Annotated in this window: 10 protein-coding genes and 1 pseudogene; 5 read left to right on the top strand and 6 right to left on the bottom strand. The window is 71.4% G+C overall.

From position 1 onward, the window contains the following. The first annotated feature begins 175 nt into the window (after positions 1-175). The gene (locus LRS74_RS17445) at positions 176-1,447 is read left to right on the top strand and encodes an APC family permease (protein ID WP_277741870.1); all 1,272 of its coding nucleotides are present in this window, start codon (positions 176-178) and stop codon (positions 1,445-1,447) included. Here LRS74_RS17445 and LRS74_RS17440 read toward each other — a convergent pair. Then, a complete protein-coding gene (locus tag LRS74_RS17440; RefSeq protein ID WP_277741869.1) occupies positions 1,425-2,072 on the bottom strand; it encodes a Uma2 family endonuclease in 648 nt (215 codons plus the stop codon). The genes LRS74_RS17445 and LRS74_RS17440 overlap by 23 nt on opposite strands. A gap of 225 nt (positions 2,073-2,297) precedes the next feature. Here LRS74_RS17440 and LRS74_RS17435 point away from each other — a divergent pair. From LRS74_RS17435 to LRS74_RS17425, 3 genes and pseudogenes are all read left to right on the top strand, one after another. Next, positions 2,298-3,095: pseudogene (locus LRS74_RS17435) on the top strand (S41 family peptidase); the annotation flags it as partial. 153 nt (positions 3,096-3,248) lie between these two features. After that, positions 3,249-4,244: a helix-turn-helix transcriptional regulator gene (locus tag LRS74_RS17430; protein ID WP_277741868.1), complete on the top strand. Its 996-nt coding sequence runs from the start codon at positions 3,249-3,251 to the stop codon at positions 4,242-4,244. Positions 4,245-4,311: 67 nt separating this feature from the next. Next, positions 4,312-5,067 (top strand): hypothetical protein, encoded by a 756-nt coding sequence (locus LRS74_RS17425; RefSeq protein WP_277741867.1) that lies wholly within the window; start codon positions 4,312-4,314, stop codon positions 5,065-5,067. A gap of 11 nt (positions 5,068-5,078) precedes the next feature. Here the strand turns inward: LRS74_RS17425 and LRS74_RS17420 are convergent, their stop codons facing one another. The 4 genes from LRS74_RS17420 to dnaK form a co-directional block, all read right to left on the bottom strand. After that, a complete protein-coding gene (locus LRS74_RS17420; protein WP_277744797.1) occupies positions 5,079-5,549 on the bottom strand; it encodes a helix-turn-helix domain-containing protein in 471 nt (156 codons plus the stop codon). A gap of 13 nt (positions 5,550-5,562) precedes the next feature. Beyond that, positions 5,563-6,741 (bottom strand): molecular chaperone DnaJ, encoded by a 1,179-nt coding sequence (dnaJ, locus tag LRS74_RS17415; protein ID WP_277741866.1) that lies wholly within the window; start codon positions 6,739-6,741, stop codon positions 5,563-5,565. Between the two features lie 63 nt (positions 6,742-6,804). After that, positions 6,805-7,458 (bottom strand): nucleotide exchange factor GrpE, encoded by a 654-nt coding sequence (grpE, locus tag LRS74_RS17410; protein ID WP_277741865.1) that lies wholly within the window; start codon positions 7,456-7,458, stop codon positions 6,805-6,807. Continuing rightward, positions 7,455-9,305: a molecular chaperone DnaK gene (gene dnaK, locus LRS74_RS17405; RefSeq protein ID WP_277741864.1), complete on the bottom strand. Its 1,851-nt coding sequence runs from the start codon at positions 9,303-9,305 to the stop codon at positions 7,455-7,457. Before dnaK ends, grpE begins: the two co-directional genes overlap by 4 nt. 359 nt (positions 9,306-9,664) lie before the next feature. On the opposite strand from dnaK, the gene LRS74_RS17400 reads away from it, so the two are divergent. Then, positions 9,665-11,959: a (Fe-S)-binding protein gene (locus LRS74_RS17400; protein ID WP_277741863.1), complete on the top strand. Its 2,295-nt coding sequence runs from the start codon at positions 9,665-9,667 to the stop codon at positions 11,957-11,959. Positions 11,960-12,093: 134 nt separating this feature from the next. Here the strand turns inward: LRS74_RS17400 and LRS74_RS17395 are convergent, their stop codons facing one another. Then, positions 12,094-14,718 (bottom strand): SpoIIE family protein phosphatase/ATP-binding protein, encoded by a 2,625-nt coding sequence (locus tag LRS74_RS17395; RefSeq protein WP_277741862.1) that lies wholly within the window; start codon positions 14,716-14,718, stop codon positions 12,094-12,096. Between the last annotated feature and the right edge of the window lie 418 nt (positions 14,719-15,136).

Raw genomic sequence — 15,136 nt, 5'->3', positions numbered from 1 at the left:
CTCCTCCCGTGCCTCATCTCCATGGTGCGCCCGGGGCACCCCGCGCCACATTCCGACGCCTCGCCCCGTCCCCGCGGCCCGCGCCCCTCGGCCCGCATCGTCGTGCCGGCGCCCGCGCCGGACGGCGGCCGCCGCGCTACATTCCGCCCAGGAGTCCACGGCCGAGGAGTGACACATGAGGGCATCGGAGGCGGCCGAGCCGCGCGGGCTGAAGCGGCGGCTGGGCCTCTTCGACGCCGTGGTGATCGGGCTGGGGTCGATGATCGGCGCAGGCGTCTTCGTCGCCTTGGCCCCGGCCGCCGGCGCGGCCGGTTCGGGCCTGCTGCCGGGCCTCGCCGTGGCGGCCGTGGTGGCCTACTGCAACGCGACGTCCTCCGCGCGGCTGGCCGCGCGGTACCCGCGCTCCGGCGGCACCTACGTCTACGGCCGCGAGCGACTCGGCGACTTCTGGGGCTACTTGGCCGGCTGGGCGTTCGTGGTCGGCAAGACCGCCTCCTGCGCGGCGATGGCGCTCACCGTCGGCTCCTACGTCTGGCCCGACCACGCGCACGCCGTGGCGGTCGCGGCGGTGGTGGCGCTGACGGCCGTGAACTACACCGGAGTTCAGAAGTCCGCCTGGCTCACCCGGGTGATCGTCGCCCTGGTGCTGGCCGTCCTCGCGGCGGCGGTGGTCACCTGTCTGACCTCCGGTGCCGCGGACGCCGCCCGGCTGGACATCGGCGCGGACGCCACCCCCGGCGGGGTGCTCCAGGCCGCCGGGCTGCTGTTCTTCGCCTTCGCCGGATACGCGCGCGTCGCCACGCTCGGCGAGGAGGTGCGCGACCCCGCCCGCACCATCCCCCGCGCGATCCCCCTCGCCCTCGCCATCACCCTGGTCTGCTACGCGGCCGTCGCCGTCGCCGTGCTCGCCGTCCTCGGCCCCGACCGACTCGCCCACGCCACCGCCCCGTTGGCCGACGCGGTCCGCGCCGCCGGCGCGCCCGGTCTGGTCCCCGTCGTCCGCGTGGGCGCCGCCGTCGCGGCCCTCGGCTCGCTGCTCGCCCTCATCCTGGGCGTCTCGCGCACCACGCTCGCCATGGCCCGCGACCGCCATCTGCCCCACGCGCTCGCGGCGGTCCACCCCCGCTTCCACGTCCCGCACCGCGCCGAAGTCGCCGTCGGCGCCGCCGTCGCCGTCCTCGCCGCCACCGTGGACCTGCGCGGCGCGATCGGCTTCTCCTCCTTCGGCGTGCTGGCCTACTACGCGATCGCCAACGCCGCCGCCTGGACCCTCACACCCGCCGAGGGCCGCCCCGCCCCGCCCGTCCCGATCCTCGGCCTGGCCGGCTGCCTCGCCCTCGCCTTCGCCCTGCCCGCCGCCTCGGTCCTGACCGGCGCCGCGGTGCTCGCGGCCGGGGCCGCCGGGTACGGGGTGCGCGCGGCGGTCAGCCGCGCGGCGGGCCGGTGATCTCCTCCGTGATCGGGAAGCCCTTCGCCGGGCCCTCGGGAATCTGCACCTCGGTGCCGTACGGGACGGAGACGGACGCGGCGTACTCACCCTCATCCGGGGAGGGGGAGGTGAGCACGGTGACCGTGCCGTGCCTGTCGTAGGCGTCGACGAGCACGTACACGGGGATGCCCGCCTCCGCATAGGCACGGCGCTTGCGAACCCTGTCGCGCTGCTGGTTCTCATGGCCGGGAGAGACGACTTCCACCACAAGTTTCACGGCGGAGGCGACGATCCCCAGTCCGTCCTCGCTGAGGCACTCGTCCGTCTCTCTGGGGGCGACGAACACGTCCGGCACCCAGGGCTTGAGTCCATGGATGACGTTCAGGTCGTTGCGAGCGGCGTACTCACCGCCCTTCAGGTACTCATACAAAGCGTCACGCAGGCGGTTGACGACAAGACCATGGCTTGAGCTTCCGGTAGGCGACACCTCGATGAACTCCTCGACGATCTCCGCATGAAAGCCCTCGGGGAGTTCGAGAGTCCTCCACGCCTGCCACAGGGCCTCATCGAGAGTCGCCTCCGCGGGGGGCACGTCGGGCACGTCGGGCACCTCCACAGGAGCGTCGTGGGCGAGAGCGGTCATGGCGCAGCACCTCCTCCGCAAGTGTGGGCAGCTTCTGGCATGTGGCACAAGCGACGCACCACGCTAGGCGGACGAGAGACCGTACGGGGGTTGTCCCCACCCTCAACTCACCTGTTAGCGGCATGTTCCGGCCCAGCCTGTGCCCACGACGAGGTGGCCTGCTATCGGCGACTCATCAGACGGCACCATGACGCGACTCAGGTCCACCGCCGCCAAAGCCCTGGCGTCTCCCTGGCCGACCCCGCGAGCGACCGCCGGTTCTTCCAGCTCCGACCCGGCACCGGTCCCATCGGTGAGAAGGTGGACGCCGAGGCCAAGGCCCACACCCTGCAACACGAGCTGAGGGGCGCGCCCGTACGGGAGTTCGCCGCCGGTCGGATCACCTACGCGGACCTGCCCGGCGGGAAGGGGTATCTGCGCGTCTCCGGCTTCGGCGGCTACACCGGCGAGGGCGGCGACAACGGCTACGCCGCGAACCGGGCCGAGCTCGACAAGGCTCTCGACGCGGTCTTCACCCCCGAGAGCACCGCAAGGCTGCGCGGCCTGGTCCTCGACCTCCGCATCAACGGCGGCGGCTCCGACGCGCTCGCCCTGGGCCTCGCCGAACGCCTCACCGACCGGCTCCACTTCGCCTACGCCAAGCGCGCCCGGAACCACCCGACCGATCCCACCCGGCACACCCACCCGCAGCGGGCGACCGTGCGACCGGCGACCGGCGCCGCGTCCTACACCGGTCCGGTCGCGGTCCTCACCAGCGGCTCCACCTTCAGCGCGGGCGAGACCCTCACCCAGGCCCTGATGAACCGGCCCGGGCGGACGATCCGCGTCGGCGAGCCGACGCAGGGCGTCTTCTCCGACGTGCTCGTCCGCACGCTCCCCAACGGCTGGCGCCTCGGCCTGCCGAACGAGGAGTACCTGACCCGGGACGGCCACACCTTCGACGGGCCGGGCATCCCGCCGTCCCCGGGCATGCGGGCGCCGTTCTCCGAGGCGTTCGACCGCGCGGTCCGCGAACTCGGCTGACCGCGAACTCGGCTGACCGCGCCCCCCTTTGCCACCCGAAAGGGAACACCTTTGCGCTGGAAGGCGATTCGGGGGCCGGACCGAAGGGCCGAACGGTGTGCGTTCGGAGGGAACCCGCACGCTCCTCGGTCGCGCGATCTCTAGAATCATCGTGTGGTTCACGACCCGAGCCCGGACGACATGGGCGCATGGTTTTCCCGCGAGATCACCCCTCGGGTTCCGCATGACGCGCTGCATCTGATCGGAATGAATCCGGTCACGGGCACGGTGTCGTTCGGATTCTGGCACCGATACGAACGGGAATTCGCCCGTGCGGAAATGCTCAACTGCTACCTGGGGGACGATCCGTTCCGCCCCACCGAGCTCGCCCGCCGACCGGTGCCGGTGGCGATGCTGCGGGCGGACGCGGGCGAGGACGGCGCCGACGGCGGGCTGCGGGCGCGGGAGATCCTCAAGGAGCACGGGATGGGGTGCGAACTGCGGCTGGCACTGCGGGACGCGCACGGGGTGTGGGGGACGCTGTGTCTGTTCCGGGAGGAGGGCTGCCCGGTCTTCCAGCCGGAGGAGGCGGACCGGTTACGGCAGCTGACCCCCACCCTGACCGCCGCGCTGCGCGGCTACGTCCGGGCGGGTCCGTGGCTCCCGGCCGGGCCCCCGCCGCCGCCCGGGGTGATCCTGATCGGCGGGGACCACACCGTCCGGGCGGTGACCGCCGAGGCGCGGGCGTGGCTGCGCGCGTTGCCGTCGGAGTGGCTGTCGTCCCCGGAGTGGGCCGCGGCGATGCTGGCGAGCGAGGTGGCGGCGTCGCCGCCGGAGGCCCCCGGGCCGCAGCCGATGATCTGTGTGCCGGCCGCGCACGCGGGCCGCTGGGTCGCCCTCCAGGGCCAGCCGCTGTCCGGGGCGGGCGAGGTGGCGGTCGTCGTCCAGGCGGCCAGCGGTGACGTGTTGTTGCCCATCTTCGCGGCGTGGTACGGACTGACGCCCCGGGAGCGCGGGGTCGTCGCGCTACTGCGCACCGGCCGGGCGCCCAAGCAAATCGCACATCGGCTCGGGCTTTCTCCTTATACGGTTAACGACCATCTGAAATCCATATTCCGGAAGACCCGAACGAGCGGGCGGGACGAGCTCATCGCCGTACTCGGCGGCTGATAAACCCGACAGCCGCCCCCGAACATTGGGGATATGGTCGTTTGCCCGATCTTCCTACGCTCAGGCCATGGCGAACGTGATCGAAAACCGTCGACACTTCCACCCCGATGCGGCGCAGATGAGCGTCGGCAAGGACGGTCATGTCTATCTCGTCTCCACGGGCGGGTGCCATGTGACCGCGAACGCGACGGGGGTGGTGGCCCGCTGCGACGGATTCGACGCCCGGTGCGTGGAGGCGGGGGCGAGCCGCTTCTACCTGCTACGGCACTCCGGAGTCATCGACGTGGTCTCGCCGGGCGGGATGGTCGAGCGCAGTGTGACCCCGCCCGCCGACAGCGGGGTCGCCATCGACCTGCGGGTGCACGAGGACGCGGACGGAGCGCCGGTCTTCACCGTGCTGGTCCTCGACGTCGCGGGCGGCAACCACGTCCGGCGCCTGGGGCGGCGGGGCGACCGCTGGGGCGAGCTGTGGCGGCGGCCGACCGCCGTCAACCCGCGCTCGCTGGAGCTGCACCGGCGCGGCGGATGGGACGTCGGCGACGACGGGACGCTGTTCCTGCTGGAGCCCGGAGAGCGGGCGGAGCTACGACGCCACGACAGGGCCGGACGGCCCCGTGCCGGGCTCCCGCTGGACCCGCCGCTGGACGCCGGCGCCCGGGCCCTGCGGGTCCATCGGGACACGCTGTTCGTCCAGGTGACGGGCGGGCCGGAGCTGTTCCGCAGCTATCGGATCGCCGACGGCCGCGGCACCTTCATGGAGGCGGTGACGGGCGAGCCGCAGGAGGCGGGGGCCCGGGCCGGGGCCCGAGCGCCGACCGCCTGATGCGGGACGGGCTACTCGGGCCGCTTGCGGTTCGGCTTGGGCCGCCAGACCACCAGCGCGCTCGTCTGCTGCACCTCGTGGTACGGCACCAGGTCGCGCCGGTAGGACGCGTGGACCTGGGCCTCACGCTGCTGCATGGCGACGGCCGCGCCCTCGACCGCCTGCTGGAGCTCGGCCACCCGCGCCTGGAGCGCGCTCACCTGGTTCTCCAGCTCGATGATCCGCTTGATACCGGCGAGGTTGATGCCCTCGTCCTGGGAGAGCGCCTGCACCTGGCGGAGCAGCTGGATGTCACGGGCCGAGTAGCGGCGCCCACGGCCGGCGGTGCGGTCGGGGGAGACCAGGCCGAGCCGGTCGTACTGGCGCAGGGTCTGCGGGTGCAGACCGGACAGCTGGGCCGCCACCGAGATGACGTACACCGGTGATTCGTCGGTCAGCTCGTACGGATTGCGCCGCCGAGCGTCCCTGCCTGCCGGGTCCATCGGGTCCATGGGGTCATGCTCCCTTCGCCGCCTGGAACAGCTCCGCCCGCGGGTCCTGGTCCGCGGTCGCCTCGCGGTACGACTCCAGCGCCTCACGCGCCTTCTCGTCAAGATCCTTGGGCACCGACACCTCCACGGTGACCAGCAGATCGCCGCGGGTGCCGTCCTTGCGCACGGCGCCCTTGCCGCGGGCGCGCATGGTCCGGCCGTTGGGGGTGCCGGCCGGCAGCTTCAGGGTGACCGGGGGCCCGCCGAGGGTGGGCACCTTGATCTCGCCGCCGAGCGCCGCCTCCGGGTAGCTGACCGGGACGGTGACGGTGAGGTTGTCGTCCTTGCGGCCGAAGACCGGGTGGGCGTCGACGTGGACGACCACATAGAGGTCGCCGGCGGGGCCGCCGGTCTCGCCTGGGGCGCCCTTGCCGCGCAGCCGGATGCGCTGCCCGTCGGTGACCCCGGCCGGGATCCGGACCTGCATGGTGCGCGAGGAGCGGGCGCGCCCGCTGCCCTTGCACACGTCACAGGGGTTCTCGGCGATCAGGCCCCGGCCCCGGCAGTCCGCGCAGGGGTCGGTGAGCGAGAAGCCGCCGCCGCTGCCGCGGGAGACCTGGCCGGTGCCGACGCAGGTCGGGCAGACCCGCGGGGTGCCGTTCTTGTCGCCGGTGCCGGAGCAGCCCTTGCACGGCGCCTGGCTGGACATCCGCAGCGGGACCGTGGCCCCCTCGACGGCCTCGGTGAAGCTCAGCGTCACCTCGGACTCGATGTCCTGGCCACGGCGCGGCTGGGTACGGGTGGCACCCCGGTTGAACAGGCCGCCGAACACGTCGCCCAGCCCGCCGCCGAAACCGCCGCCCGCGCCCCCGCCGCCCGACGTGGAGCCTCCGAAGAGATCACTCAGGTCGAAGTTGAAGCCACCGGGCCCGCCGGCGCCCGGGCCGGCGCGGAATCCGCCGTTCCCGAACAGCGCGCGGGCCTCGTCGTACTCCTTGCGCCGCTTGGCGTCGCCGAGCACGTCGTTGGCCTCGGAGATCTCCTTGAAGCGCTCCTCGGCCTTGGCGTCGCCCTTGTTGGCGTCCGGGTGGAACTCGCGGGCGAGCTTCCGGTACGCCTTCTTGATCTCCGCCTCGGTGGCGTCCTTGGGGACGCCGAGGACCTTGTAGAGATCCTTCTCCAGCACATCCCTGCTCAGACTCATCCTCGACGTCCCTCCTCTCCTGCCATCGTCATGACGTCAGTGTCGGTTGAAACCGCTATGCCGTCAGCCCTCGTCCGGGCCACCGTTCTCCTCGTCGGCCGCCGCGTCCTCGCCCTTGGGCTGAGCACCCGGCTGCGGCTCGGCGACCGCGACCCGCGCCGGGCGGATCGTACGCTCGCCGATCCGGTACCCCGGCTGGAGGATCTGCACGCACGTCGTCTCGGTGACGTCCGGCGCGTAGCTGTGCATCAGCGCCTCGTGCACCAGCGGGTCGAAGGGCTCGCCCTCCTTGCCGAACTGCTGCAACCCCATCTTGGCGGCCACGGTCTCCAGCGACTCGGCGACGGACTTGAAGCCGCCGACCAGCTCGCCGTGGTCCCGGGCGCGGCCGATGTCGTCGAGCACCGGCAGCAGCTCGGTGAGCAGGTTCGCGACCGCGATCTCCTTGACCGTGGCGCGGTCCCGCTCGACCCGGCGGCGGTAGTTCTGGTACTCCGCCTGGAGTCGCTGCAGGTCCGTGGTGCGCTCGTTCAGCGCCGTCTGGACCTGGTCCAGCTGCGCCTTCAGACCGACCTCCACCAGTTCGTCCCCGGTCGGGGCCGCGGCCGGGCCCGCCTTGTCGGCGGACCCGGCGCCCTGCGCCGCGTCGTCAGGGGTCTTCGCGGACTCGGAGGGGACGTCGGGCTGCTCCTCGAAGCCCGGGGTCTCCTCCGTCACGCCGCACCGCCCCGGCCCTTGTCGGCCTCGTCCACGATCTCGGCGTCGACGACGTCGTCGTCGGCCTTGGGCGCGGCACCGTCCGGACCGGCGGCACCGGCCGCGCCGGCGGCCTGGGCGTCGGCGTACATCGCCTGGCCGAGCTTCTGGGAGACGGCCGCGACCTTCTCGGTGGCGGTGCGGATCTCCGCGGTGTCCTCGCCCTTCAGCTTCTCCTTGAGCTCGGAGAGGGCGGCCTCGACCTCGGACTTCACGTCACCCGGGACCTTGTCCTCGTTGTCCTTGAGGAACTTCTCCGTCTGGTAGACGAGCTGCTCGCCCTGGTTGCGGGTCTCGGCGGCCTCGCGGCGGCGGTGGTCCTCCTCCGCGTACTGCTCGGCCTCCTGGCGCATCCGGTCGACCTCGTCCTTCGGCAGCGAGGAGCCGCCGGTGACGGTCATCTTCTGCTCCTTGCCCGTGCCCAGGTCCTTGGCGGTCACGTGCATGATGCCGTTGGCGTCGATGTCGAAGGCGACCTCGATCTGCGGGACGCCACGGGGGGCCGGCGGCAGGCCGGTCAGCTCGAACATGCCGAGCTTCTTGTTGTACGCCGCGATCTCGCGCTCGCCCTGGTAGACCTGGATCTGCACGGACGGCTGGTTGTCCTCGGCCGTGGTGAAGATCTCGGAGCGCTTGGTCGGGATCGTGGTGTTGCGCTCGATCAGCTTGGTCATGATGCCGCCCTTGGTCTCGATACCGAGGGACAGCGGGGTCACGTCGAGGAGCAGGACGTCCTTGACCTCACCCTTGAGGACACCGGCCTGCAGGGCGGCGCCGATGGCGACGACCTCGTCCGGGTTCACACCCTTGTTGGCCTCCTGGCCGCCGGTCAGCTCCTTGACGAGCTCGGCGACGGCGGGCATACGGGTGGAGCCACCGACCAGGACCACGTGGTCGATCTCGGACAGGGCGATGCCCGCGTCCTTGATGACGTTGTGGAACGGGGTCTTGCAGCGCTCCAGGAGGTCCGCGGTCAGCTGCTGGAACTGGGCCCGGGTGAGCTTCTCGTCCAGGTGCAGCGGGCCCTCGGCGGAGGCCGTGATGTAGGGCAGGTTGATCGTGGTCTCGGTGGACGAGGACAGCTCGATCTTCGCCTTCTCCGCGGCCTCACGGAGGCGCTGGAGGGCCATCTTGTCCTTGGAGAGGTCCACGCCGTGGCCGTTGTGGAACTGCTTCACCAGGTAGTCGACGACGCGCTGGTCCCAGTCGTCACCACCGAGGTGGTTGTCGCCGTTGGTGGCCTTCACCTCGACGACGCCGTCGCCGATCTCCAGCAGCGAGACGTCGAAGGTGCCGCCACCGAGGTCGAAGACGAGGATGATCTGCTCGTCCTTGTCGAGGCCGTAGGCGAGCGCGGCCGCGGTGGGCTCGTTGACGATGCGCAGGACGTTGAGGCCCGCGATCTCACCGGCCTCCTTGGTGGCCTGACGCTCGGAGTCGTTGAAGTACGCCGGGACGGTGATGACCGCGTCGGTGACCTTCTCGCCCAGGTAGGCCTCGGCGTCCCGCTTCAGCTTCTGCAGGATGAAGGCGCTGATCTGCTGCGGGTTGAAGTCCTTGCCGTCGAGGTTGATCTTCCAGTCGGTGCCCATGTGGCGCTTGACCGAGCGGATGGTCCGGTCCACGTTGGTCACGGCCTGGCGCTTGGCGACCTCGCCGACCAGCACCTCGCCGTTCTTCGCGAAGGCCACAACGGACGGCGTGGTCCTGGCGCCCTCGGCGTTGGTGATGACGGTGGGCTCACCGCCTTCGAGAACACTGACGACGGAGTTCGTCGTACCCAGGTCGATGCCGACCGCACGTGCCATTTCGGAGTCCTCCAGCTACATCATTGAGTGCAACAGACTCAAGAGTGCATGATCCACTTTTCGGTGTCAACAGAGCTGAGTCGACCCGGCTCAACTTTCATATCGGCCTCACCCGCAGTGACAGCCGGGGACGTCGAGTGGTGCGAGGGGGCGAGGACACACCCCGCGAAGAGAGGGGACCCTGAGCGACACAGATCACCGGCCGGTCGACTGCAAGGGGCCGCGAATCATCGGTAATCTCGGCAGAGACCGGATAAGTTACTGCTTAGTAATCCCTGATCGTCAGCTCGCCGAGCCCGCCGGGCTCACCGAGGTCGCTGACGTAACCCACCGCTCTCGCAGGTTCGAGGAGCCCGCCCATGCAACTCGCCGCGATCATCGTGTCGCTGGTCCTAATCGCGGTCGGCGTCGCGCTGTTCGGCCGTGCCATCCTGCAGATCTACCGCTTCGTACGGCTCGGTCAGCCCGTGCCCGCCGGCACCCGCACCGACGATCCCACACAGCGCACCATCACGGTCGCCAAGGAGTTCCTCGGTCACACCCGGATGAACCGCTGGGGCGTCGTCGGCGTCGCGCACTGGTTCGTGGCGGTGGGCTTCTTCTCGCTGCTGCTGACGATCGTCAACGCCTTCGGACAGCTGTTCAAGGCGGACTGGATCCTGCCGATCATCGGCGACTGGGCCCCGTACAACGTCTTCGTCGAGTTCCTCGGCACGATGACGGCGCTCGGCATCCTCGTCCTGATCGTCATCCGCCAGCTGAGCAAGCCGAACAAGCCGGGCCGCAAGTCCCGCTTCGCCGGCTCCAACTTCGGCCAGGCGTACTTCGTCGAGGCCGTCATCCTCATCGTCGGCGTCTGCATCTTCATGCTGCACGCCCTCGAAGGCGCCCAGCACCACGTGGACGGCTACGAGGCCTCGTTCTTCATCTCGTACCCGGTGGTGTCGTGGCTGGAGGGCATGGACGTCTCCACGCTCCAGAACCTCACCTACTTCTTCGCCGGTCTGAAGATCGCGACCTCCTTCATCTGGATGATCACGGTCTCCCTGAAGACCGACATGGGCGTGGCCTGGCACCGCTTCCTCGCCTTCCCCAACATCTGGTTCAAGCGCGAGTCCTCCGGCGACGTGGCCCTGGGCGCCCTGCTGCCGATGACCTCCGGCGGCAAGCCGATCGACTTCGAGGACCCGGGCGAGGACGACGTCTTCGGCGTCTCCCAGGTCGAGCAGTTCTCCTGGAAGGGCATCCTCGACTTCTCCACCTGCACCGAGTGCGGGCGCTGCCAGTCGCAGTGCCCGGCCTGGAACACCGGCAAGCCGCTCTCCCCGAAGCTGCTGATCATGTCGCTGCGCGACCACGCGCACGCCAAGGCCCCGTACCTGCTGGCCGGCGGCGGCAAGACCATGGAGGGCGAGGAGAAGGCCACCGAGGAGCAGCTGAAGGACGTCCCCGCGGCCGCCCTCGCCGAGGCCGAGCGCCCGCTGATCGGCACCCTCGAAGAGAACGGCGTCATCGACCCGGACGTGCTGTGGTCCTGCACCACCTGCGGCGCCTGCGTCGAGCAGTGCCCGGTCGACATCGAGCACGTCGACCACATCGTCGACATGCGCCGCTACCAGGTGATGATCGAGAGCTCCTTCCCGAGCGAGGCCGGGACGATGCTCAAGAACCTGGAGAAGAAGGGCAACCCCTGGGGCCTGGCCAAGAAGCAGCGCCTCCAGTGGACCAAGGAGGTCGACTTCGAGGTCCCGGTGGTCGGCAAGGACATCGAGGACCTCACCGAGGTCGACTACCTCTACTGGGTCGGCTGCGCCGGCGCCCTGGAGGACCGCGCCAAGAAGACCACCAAGGCGTTCGCGGAGCTGCTGCACATCGCCGGCGTGAAGTTCGCGATCATGGGCGGCGACGAGGCGTGCACCGGCGACTCGGCCCGCCGCCTGGGCAACGAGTTCCTCTTCCAGCAGCTCGGCCAGCAGAACGTCGAGATGCTGAACATGGCGTTCGGTGAGGACGCCGAGGAGGGCGTCGTCGTCGAGAAGGCGAAGAAGAAGATCGTCGCCACCTGCCCGCACTGCTTCAACACCATCGCCAACGAGTACCCGCAGCTGGGCGGCCACTACGAGGTCATCCACCACACCCAGCTGCTCCAGCACCTCATCGACGAGGGCAAGCTGATCCCGGTGACCCCGGTCGAGGGCCTGATCACCTACCACGACCCCTGCTACCTGGGCCGCCACAACAAGGTCTACACCCCGCCGCGCGAGATCATCGCCAAGGTGCCGGGCCTGCGCAACGAGGAGATGCACCGCCACAAGGAGCGCGGCTTCTGCTGTGGCGCCGGCGGCGCGCGCATGTGGATGGAAGAGCGCATCGGCAAGCGCATCAATAACGAGCGGGTTGATGAAGCGCTCTCGCTGAACCCTGACATCATCTCCACCGCATGCCCGTTCTGCCTGGTCATGCTCACCGACTCGGTCAACGGCAAGAAGGCTGCAGCCGATGGCGGCTCCGCCACGGGCGGCCAGGCCAAGGAGTCGCTCCAGGTCGTCGACGTGGCCCAGCTGCTGCTGGACTCCGTGCGGACGCCGGCGGCGCCGGAGGGCGAGGGCGACGGTGAGCCGGCGGACGCGCCGGAGCCGGAGCCGGTGAAGTAGCGGCGCGGGTCCCCCGCGGCCACGGTCGTACGTGGAAGGGGGGGGGGGGGGGGGGCCCCCCCCCCCCCCCCCCCCCTTCCGTCTGCGTACGGCGCCACGGGCCGCGAGGGCGGCGGGCGGCACCCGGCGGGCGCCTAGCCGCCCGGCAGGAGCTGCTCGGCCCAGATGACCTTGCCCTCGGCCGTGTAGCGGGTGCCCCAGCGCTCGGCGAACTGGGAGACGAGGAAGAGGCCACGGCCGCCCTCGTCGGTGCTGGTGGCGTAGCGCAGATGCGGGGAGGTGCTGCTGCCGTCCGAGACCTCGCAGATCAGGGCGCGGTCGTGGAGGAGTCGCACCCGGATCGGGCCGGAGGCGTGCCGGATGGCGTTGGTGATCAGCTCGCTGAGGATCAGCTCGGTGGTGAAGGCGACCTCGTCCAGCCCCCAGTCGGTGAGCCTCTCGGTGACCGCGGCCCGCATCCCGGCCACCGCGGACGGCTCGGCGGGCACCTCCCAGTCGGCGATCCGCGAGCGGTCCAGAACCCGGGTACGGGCGACGATCAGCGCGACGTCGTCGCTGGGCCGGCCGGGCAGCAGCTCGTCCAGGACGGTCTGGCAGGTCTCCTCCGGCGTCCGCCCGGCCCGGTTCGCCCGCCGTAGGGCGTCCCTCAGCAGGTCCAGACCCTCGTCGATGTCCCGGTCGCGCTTCTCCACCAGTCCGTCGGTGTAGAGCACGATGCTGCTGCCCTCCGGCACGGTGAACTCCGCCGTCTCGAACGGCAGCCCGCCGAGGCCCAGCGGCGGGGCGACGGGCAGGTCGACGAACTCGATGCTGCCGTCGGGGTGCACCAGGGCGGGCGGCGGATGGCCGGCCCGGGCCATGGCGCAGCGCTGCGAGACCGGGTCGTAGACCGCGTACAGGCAGGTGGCACCGGTGATCGCCTTGTGGCCGCCGGCCACCACCTCCTCCTCGCGGTCGATGGCCGCGATCAGCTCGTCGAGGTGGGCGAGCAGCTCGTCGGGGGCCAGGTCGAGGGTGGAGAAGTTGTGCACGGCGGTCCGCAGCCGGCCCATGGTGGCGGCGGCGTGCAGCCCGTGGCCGACGACGTCGCCGACGATCAGCGCCACCCGGGCGCCCGGCAGCGGAATGACGTCGAACCAGTCGCCGCCCACCCCCGACTGCGCGGGCAGATAGCGGTAGGCGACGTCGAGCGCGCTCTGTTCCGGCAGCACCCGGGGCAGCAGGCTGCGCTGGAGCGTGACCGCCATGGTGTGCTCGCGGGTGTAGCGGCGGGCGTTGTCGATGCTGACCGCCGCCCGCGCGACCAGCTCCTCGGCGATCGACAGGTCCTCCGCCTCGAAGGGCTCCGGCTTCTCCGAGCGCCAGAAGGTGGCCATGCCGAGGATCACCCCACGGGCGCGCAGCGGCACGGTGACCATGGTGTGGATGCCGAAGGCCACGATGTCGCGGGCCCGATTGGGGTCCTGCGTCTGCCAGGCCGTGAAGTTCCGCAGGTCGGGCACGACGGCCGCCTCGGCCGTATAGAAGCCCCAGCCCTGCGGGGAGCTGGTGGAGAAGGTGATCAGCGCGCCCAGCGGGAAGAGCGGTGCGTCGTCGCGGATGCCGCTGACCGCCAGCCGCCGCAGGTCCATCGTCCGCTGGCCGGGCTCCTCGCCGGTGACGGCGGCGTCCAGCAGGTCGACGGAGGCGTAGTCGGCGAAGCGCGGCACCACGTACTCGGTGAGCTCCTCGGCCGTACGGACCACGTCCAGGGTGGTGCCGATCCGCACGCTCGCCTCGTACAGCAGCGTCAGCCGCTTGCGGGCGGCGTCGACCTTGCCGGTGAGCGCGTGCAGCTCGGTGGTGTCGCGGAGCGTGGCGACGCTGCCGGGCGGGCCGCCGTTGCGGTCGGTCGGCCGGTTGCTGAGCGACAGCAGCCGCTCCCCCGCCGGGTGCATCTCGTCGGTGGCGGCACGCCCCGACATCAGCAGCGCGGCGGCGCGGGGCTCCAGGCCCAGCTCGTCCACGAGCCGCCCCTCGGCGTTCGGCGGCAGCTCCAGCAGCCGTCGCGCCTCGTCGTTGGCCAGCAGCAACCGCCCGTCACCGCCGACGATCAGCACCCCCTCGCGCACGGCGTGCAACACCGCGTCGTGGTGCTCGTACATCCGGGTCATCTCGGCCGGCCCCAGCCCATGCGTCTGACGCCGCAGCCGTCTGCTGACCAGCGCCGCGCCGGCGGTGGCCAGCAGCAGCGCGGCGACCGCGGCCGCGACCAGCAGCGGCAGCTGCCGCTCCACGGCCCCGCTGACCTTGTCGATGGTGATCCCGGCCGCCACCAGTCCGACGACCTCGCCCCGGGCGTCCACGACCGGCACCACGGCCCGTACGGAGGGTCCCAGGGTGCCGGTGAAGGTCTCGACGACCGTGTTGCCGCGCAGCGCCGGCCCGATGTGGCCGATGAAGCGCTTGCCGATGAGATCCGGGTTGGGGTGGGTGTAGCGGATCCCCTCGGTCGACATGACCACGACGAAGTCGACCCCGGACTCCTTCTGGACCTGCTCCGCGCGGGGCTGGAGGATCGCGGTGGGATCGGGCGAGCGCAGCGCGGCGACCATGCCGGGGGAGTTGGCGAAGGACTCGGCGACGGCGAGGGAGCGGTTGCGGGCCTCGCGCGAGCTGTCGTGCCGCGCCTGGAGCACCAGCGCCGTCGACGCCGCGACGACGATCAGCAGCACCACGGCCACCTGAAGCACGAACACCTGGCCGGCGACCGTGCGCATACCTGTGAGCGAGCGCAGGCGCCGACTGCGTGGACGCCGCCAGCCGGCCAGCGACCGGACGGAGGGCACCCAAGATCGGCCGAAGAGTCCGGCCATATCGTCATTTCTAGCATCCTGAGCGGAAGCGGGGCGAGCGGTCTGCGCCAGTCGGGGGTCACCCGTCCGCCACCAGGCGGAGTCGCCGCCGCCACGGACGCGGCGCGGGGACGGGGAGGGGGGCGCGGGTGGGGACGGGGACGGGCGGGGCGTCGGGGGCGGGCTGACGGGGTACGCGGCCGCCCGAGCGGCGGGGCGCGGGCCGGGGGGCGAGGGTGCGGCGGCGTCGGGGACGGGGACGGTGAACGCGGCATGGTCGGGGGGCGGCGGCGCGGCGGGGCCGGGGACGGTGGGCGCGGCATGATCGGGGGACGGCGGCGCG

Source organism: Streptomyces sp. LX-29, assembly GCF_029541745.1.
Taxonomy (GTDB): Bacteria; Actinomycetota; Actinomycetes; order Streptomycetales; family Streptomycetaceae; genus Streptomyces.
This window is presented reverse-complemented; position numbering and strand designations above follow the sequence as displayed.

What these genes read in the sequence shown, in the direction of transcription:
- LRS74_RS17445 (WP_277741870.1), top strand. Translation starts at nt 176, where the DNA reads ATGAGGGCATCGGAGGCGGCCGAGCCGCGCGGGCTGAAGCGGCGGCTG.
- LRS74_RS17440 (WP_277741869.1), bottom strand. Translation starts at nt 2,072, where the DNA reads ATGACCGCTCTCGCCCACGACGCTCCTGTGGAGGTGCCCGACGTGCCC.
- LRS74_RS17425 (WP_277741867.1), top strand. Translation starts at nt 4,312, where the DNA reads ATGGCGAACGTGATCGAAAACCGTCGACACTTCCACCCCGATGCGGCG.
- LRS74_RS17420 (WP_277744797.1), bottom strand. Translation starts at nt 5,549, where the DNA reads ATGGACCCGGCAGGCAGGGACGCTCGGCGGCGCAATCCGTACGAGCTG.
- dnaJ (WP_277741866.1), bottom strand. Translation starts at nt 6,741, where the DNA reads ATGAGTCTGAGCAGGGATGTGCTGGAGAAGGATCTCTACAAGGTCCTC.
- dnaK (WP_277741864.1), bottom strand. Translation starts at nt 9,305, where the DNA reads ATGGCACGTGCGGTCGGCATCGACCTGGGTACGACGAACTCCGTCGTC.
- LRS74_RS17400 (WP_277741863.1), top strand. Translation starts at nt 9,665, where the DNA reads ATGCAACTCGCCGCGATCATCGTGTCGCTGGTCCTAATCGCGGTCGGC.
- LRS74_RS17395 (WP_277741862.1), bottom strand. Translation starts at nt 14,718, where the DNA reads ATGCGCACGGTCGCCGGCCAGGTGTTCGTGCTTCAGGTGGCCGTGGTG.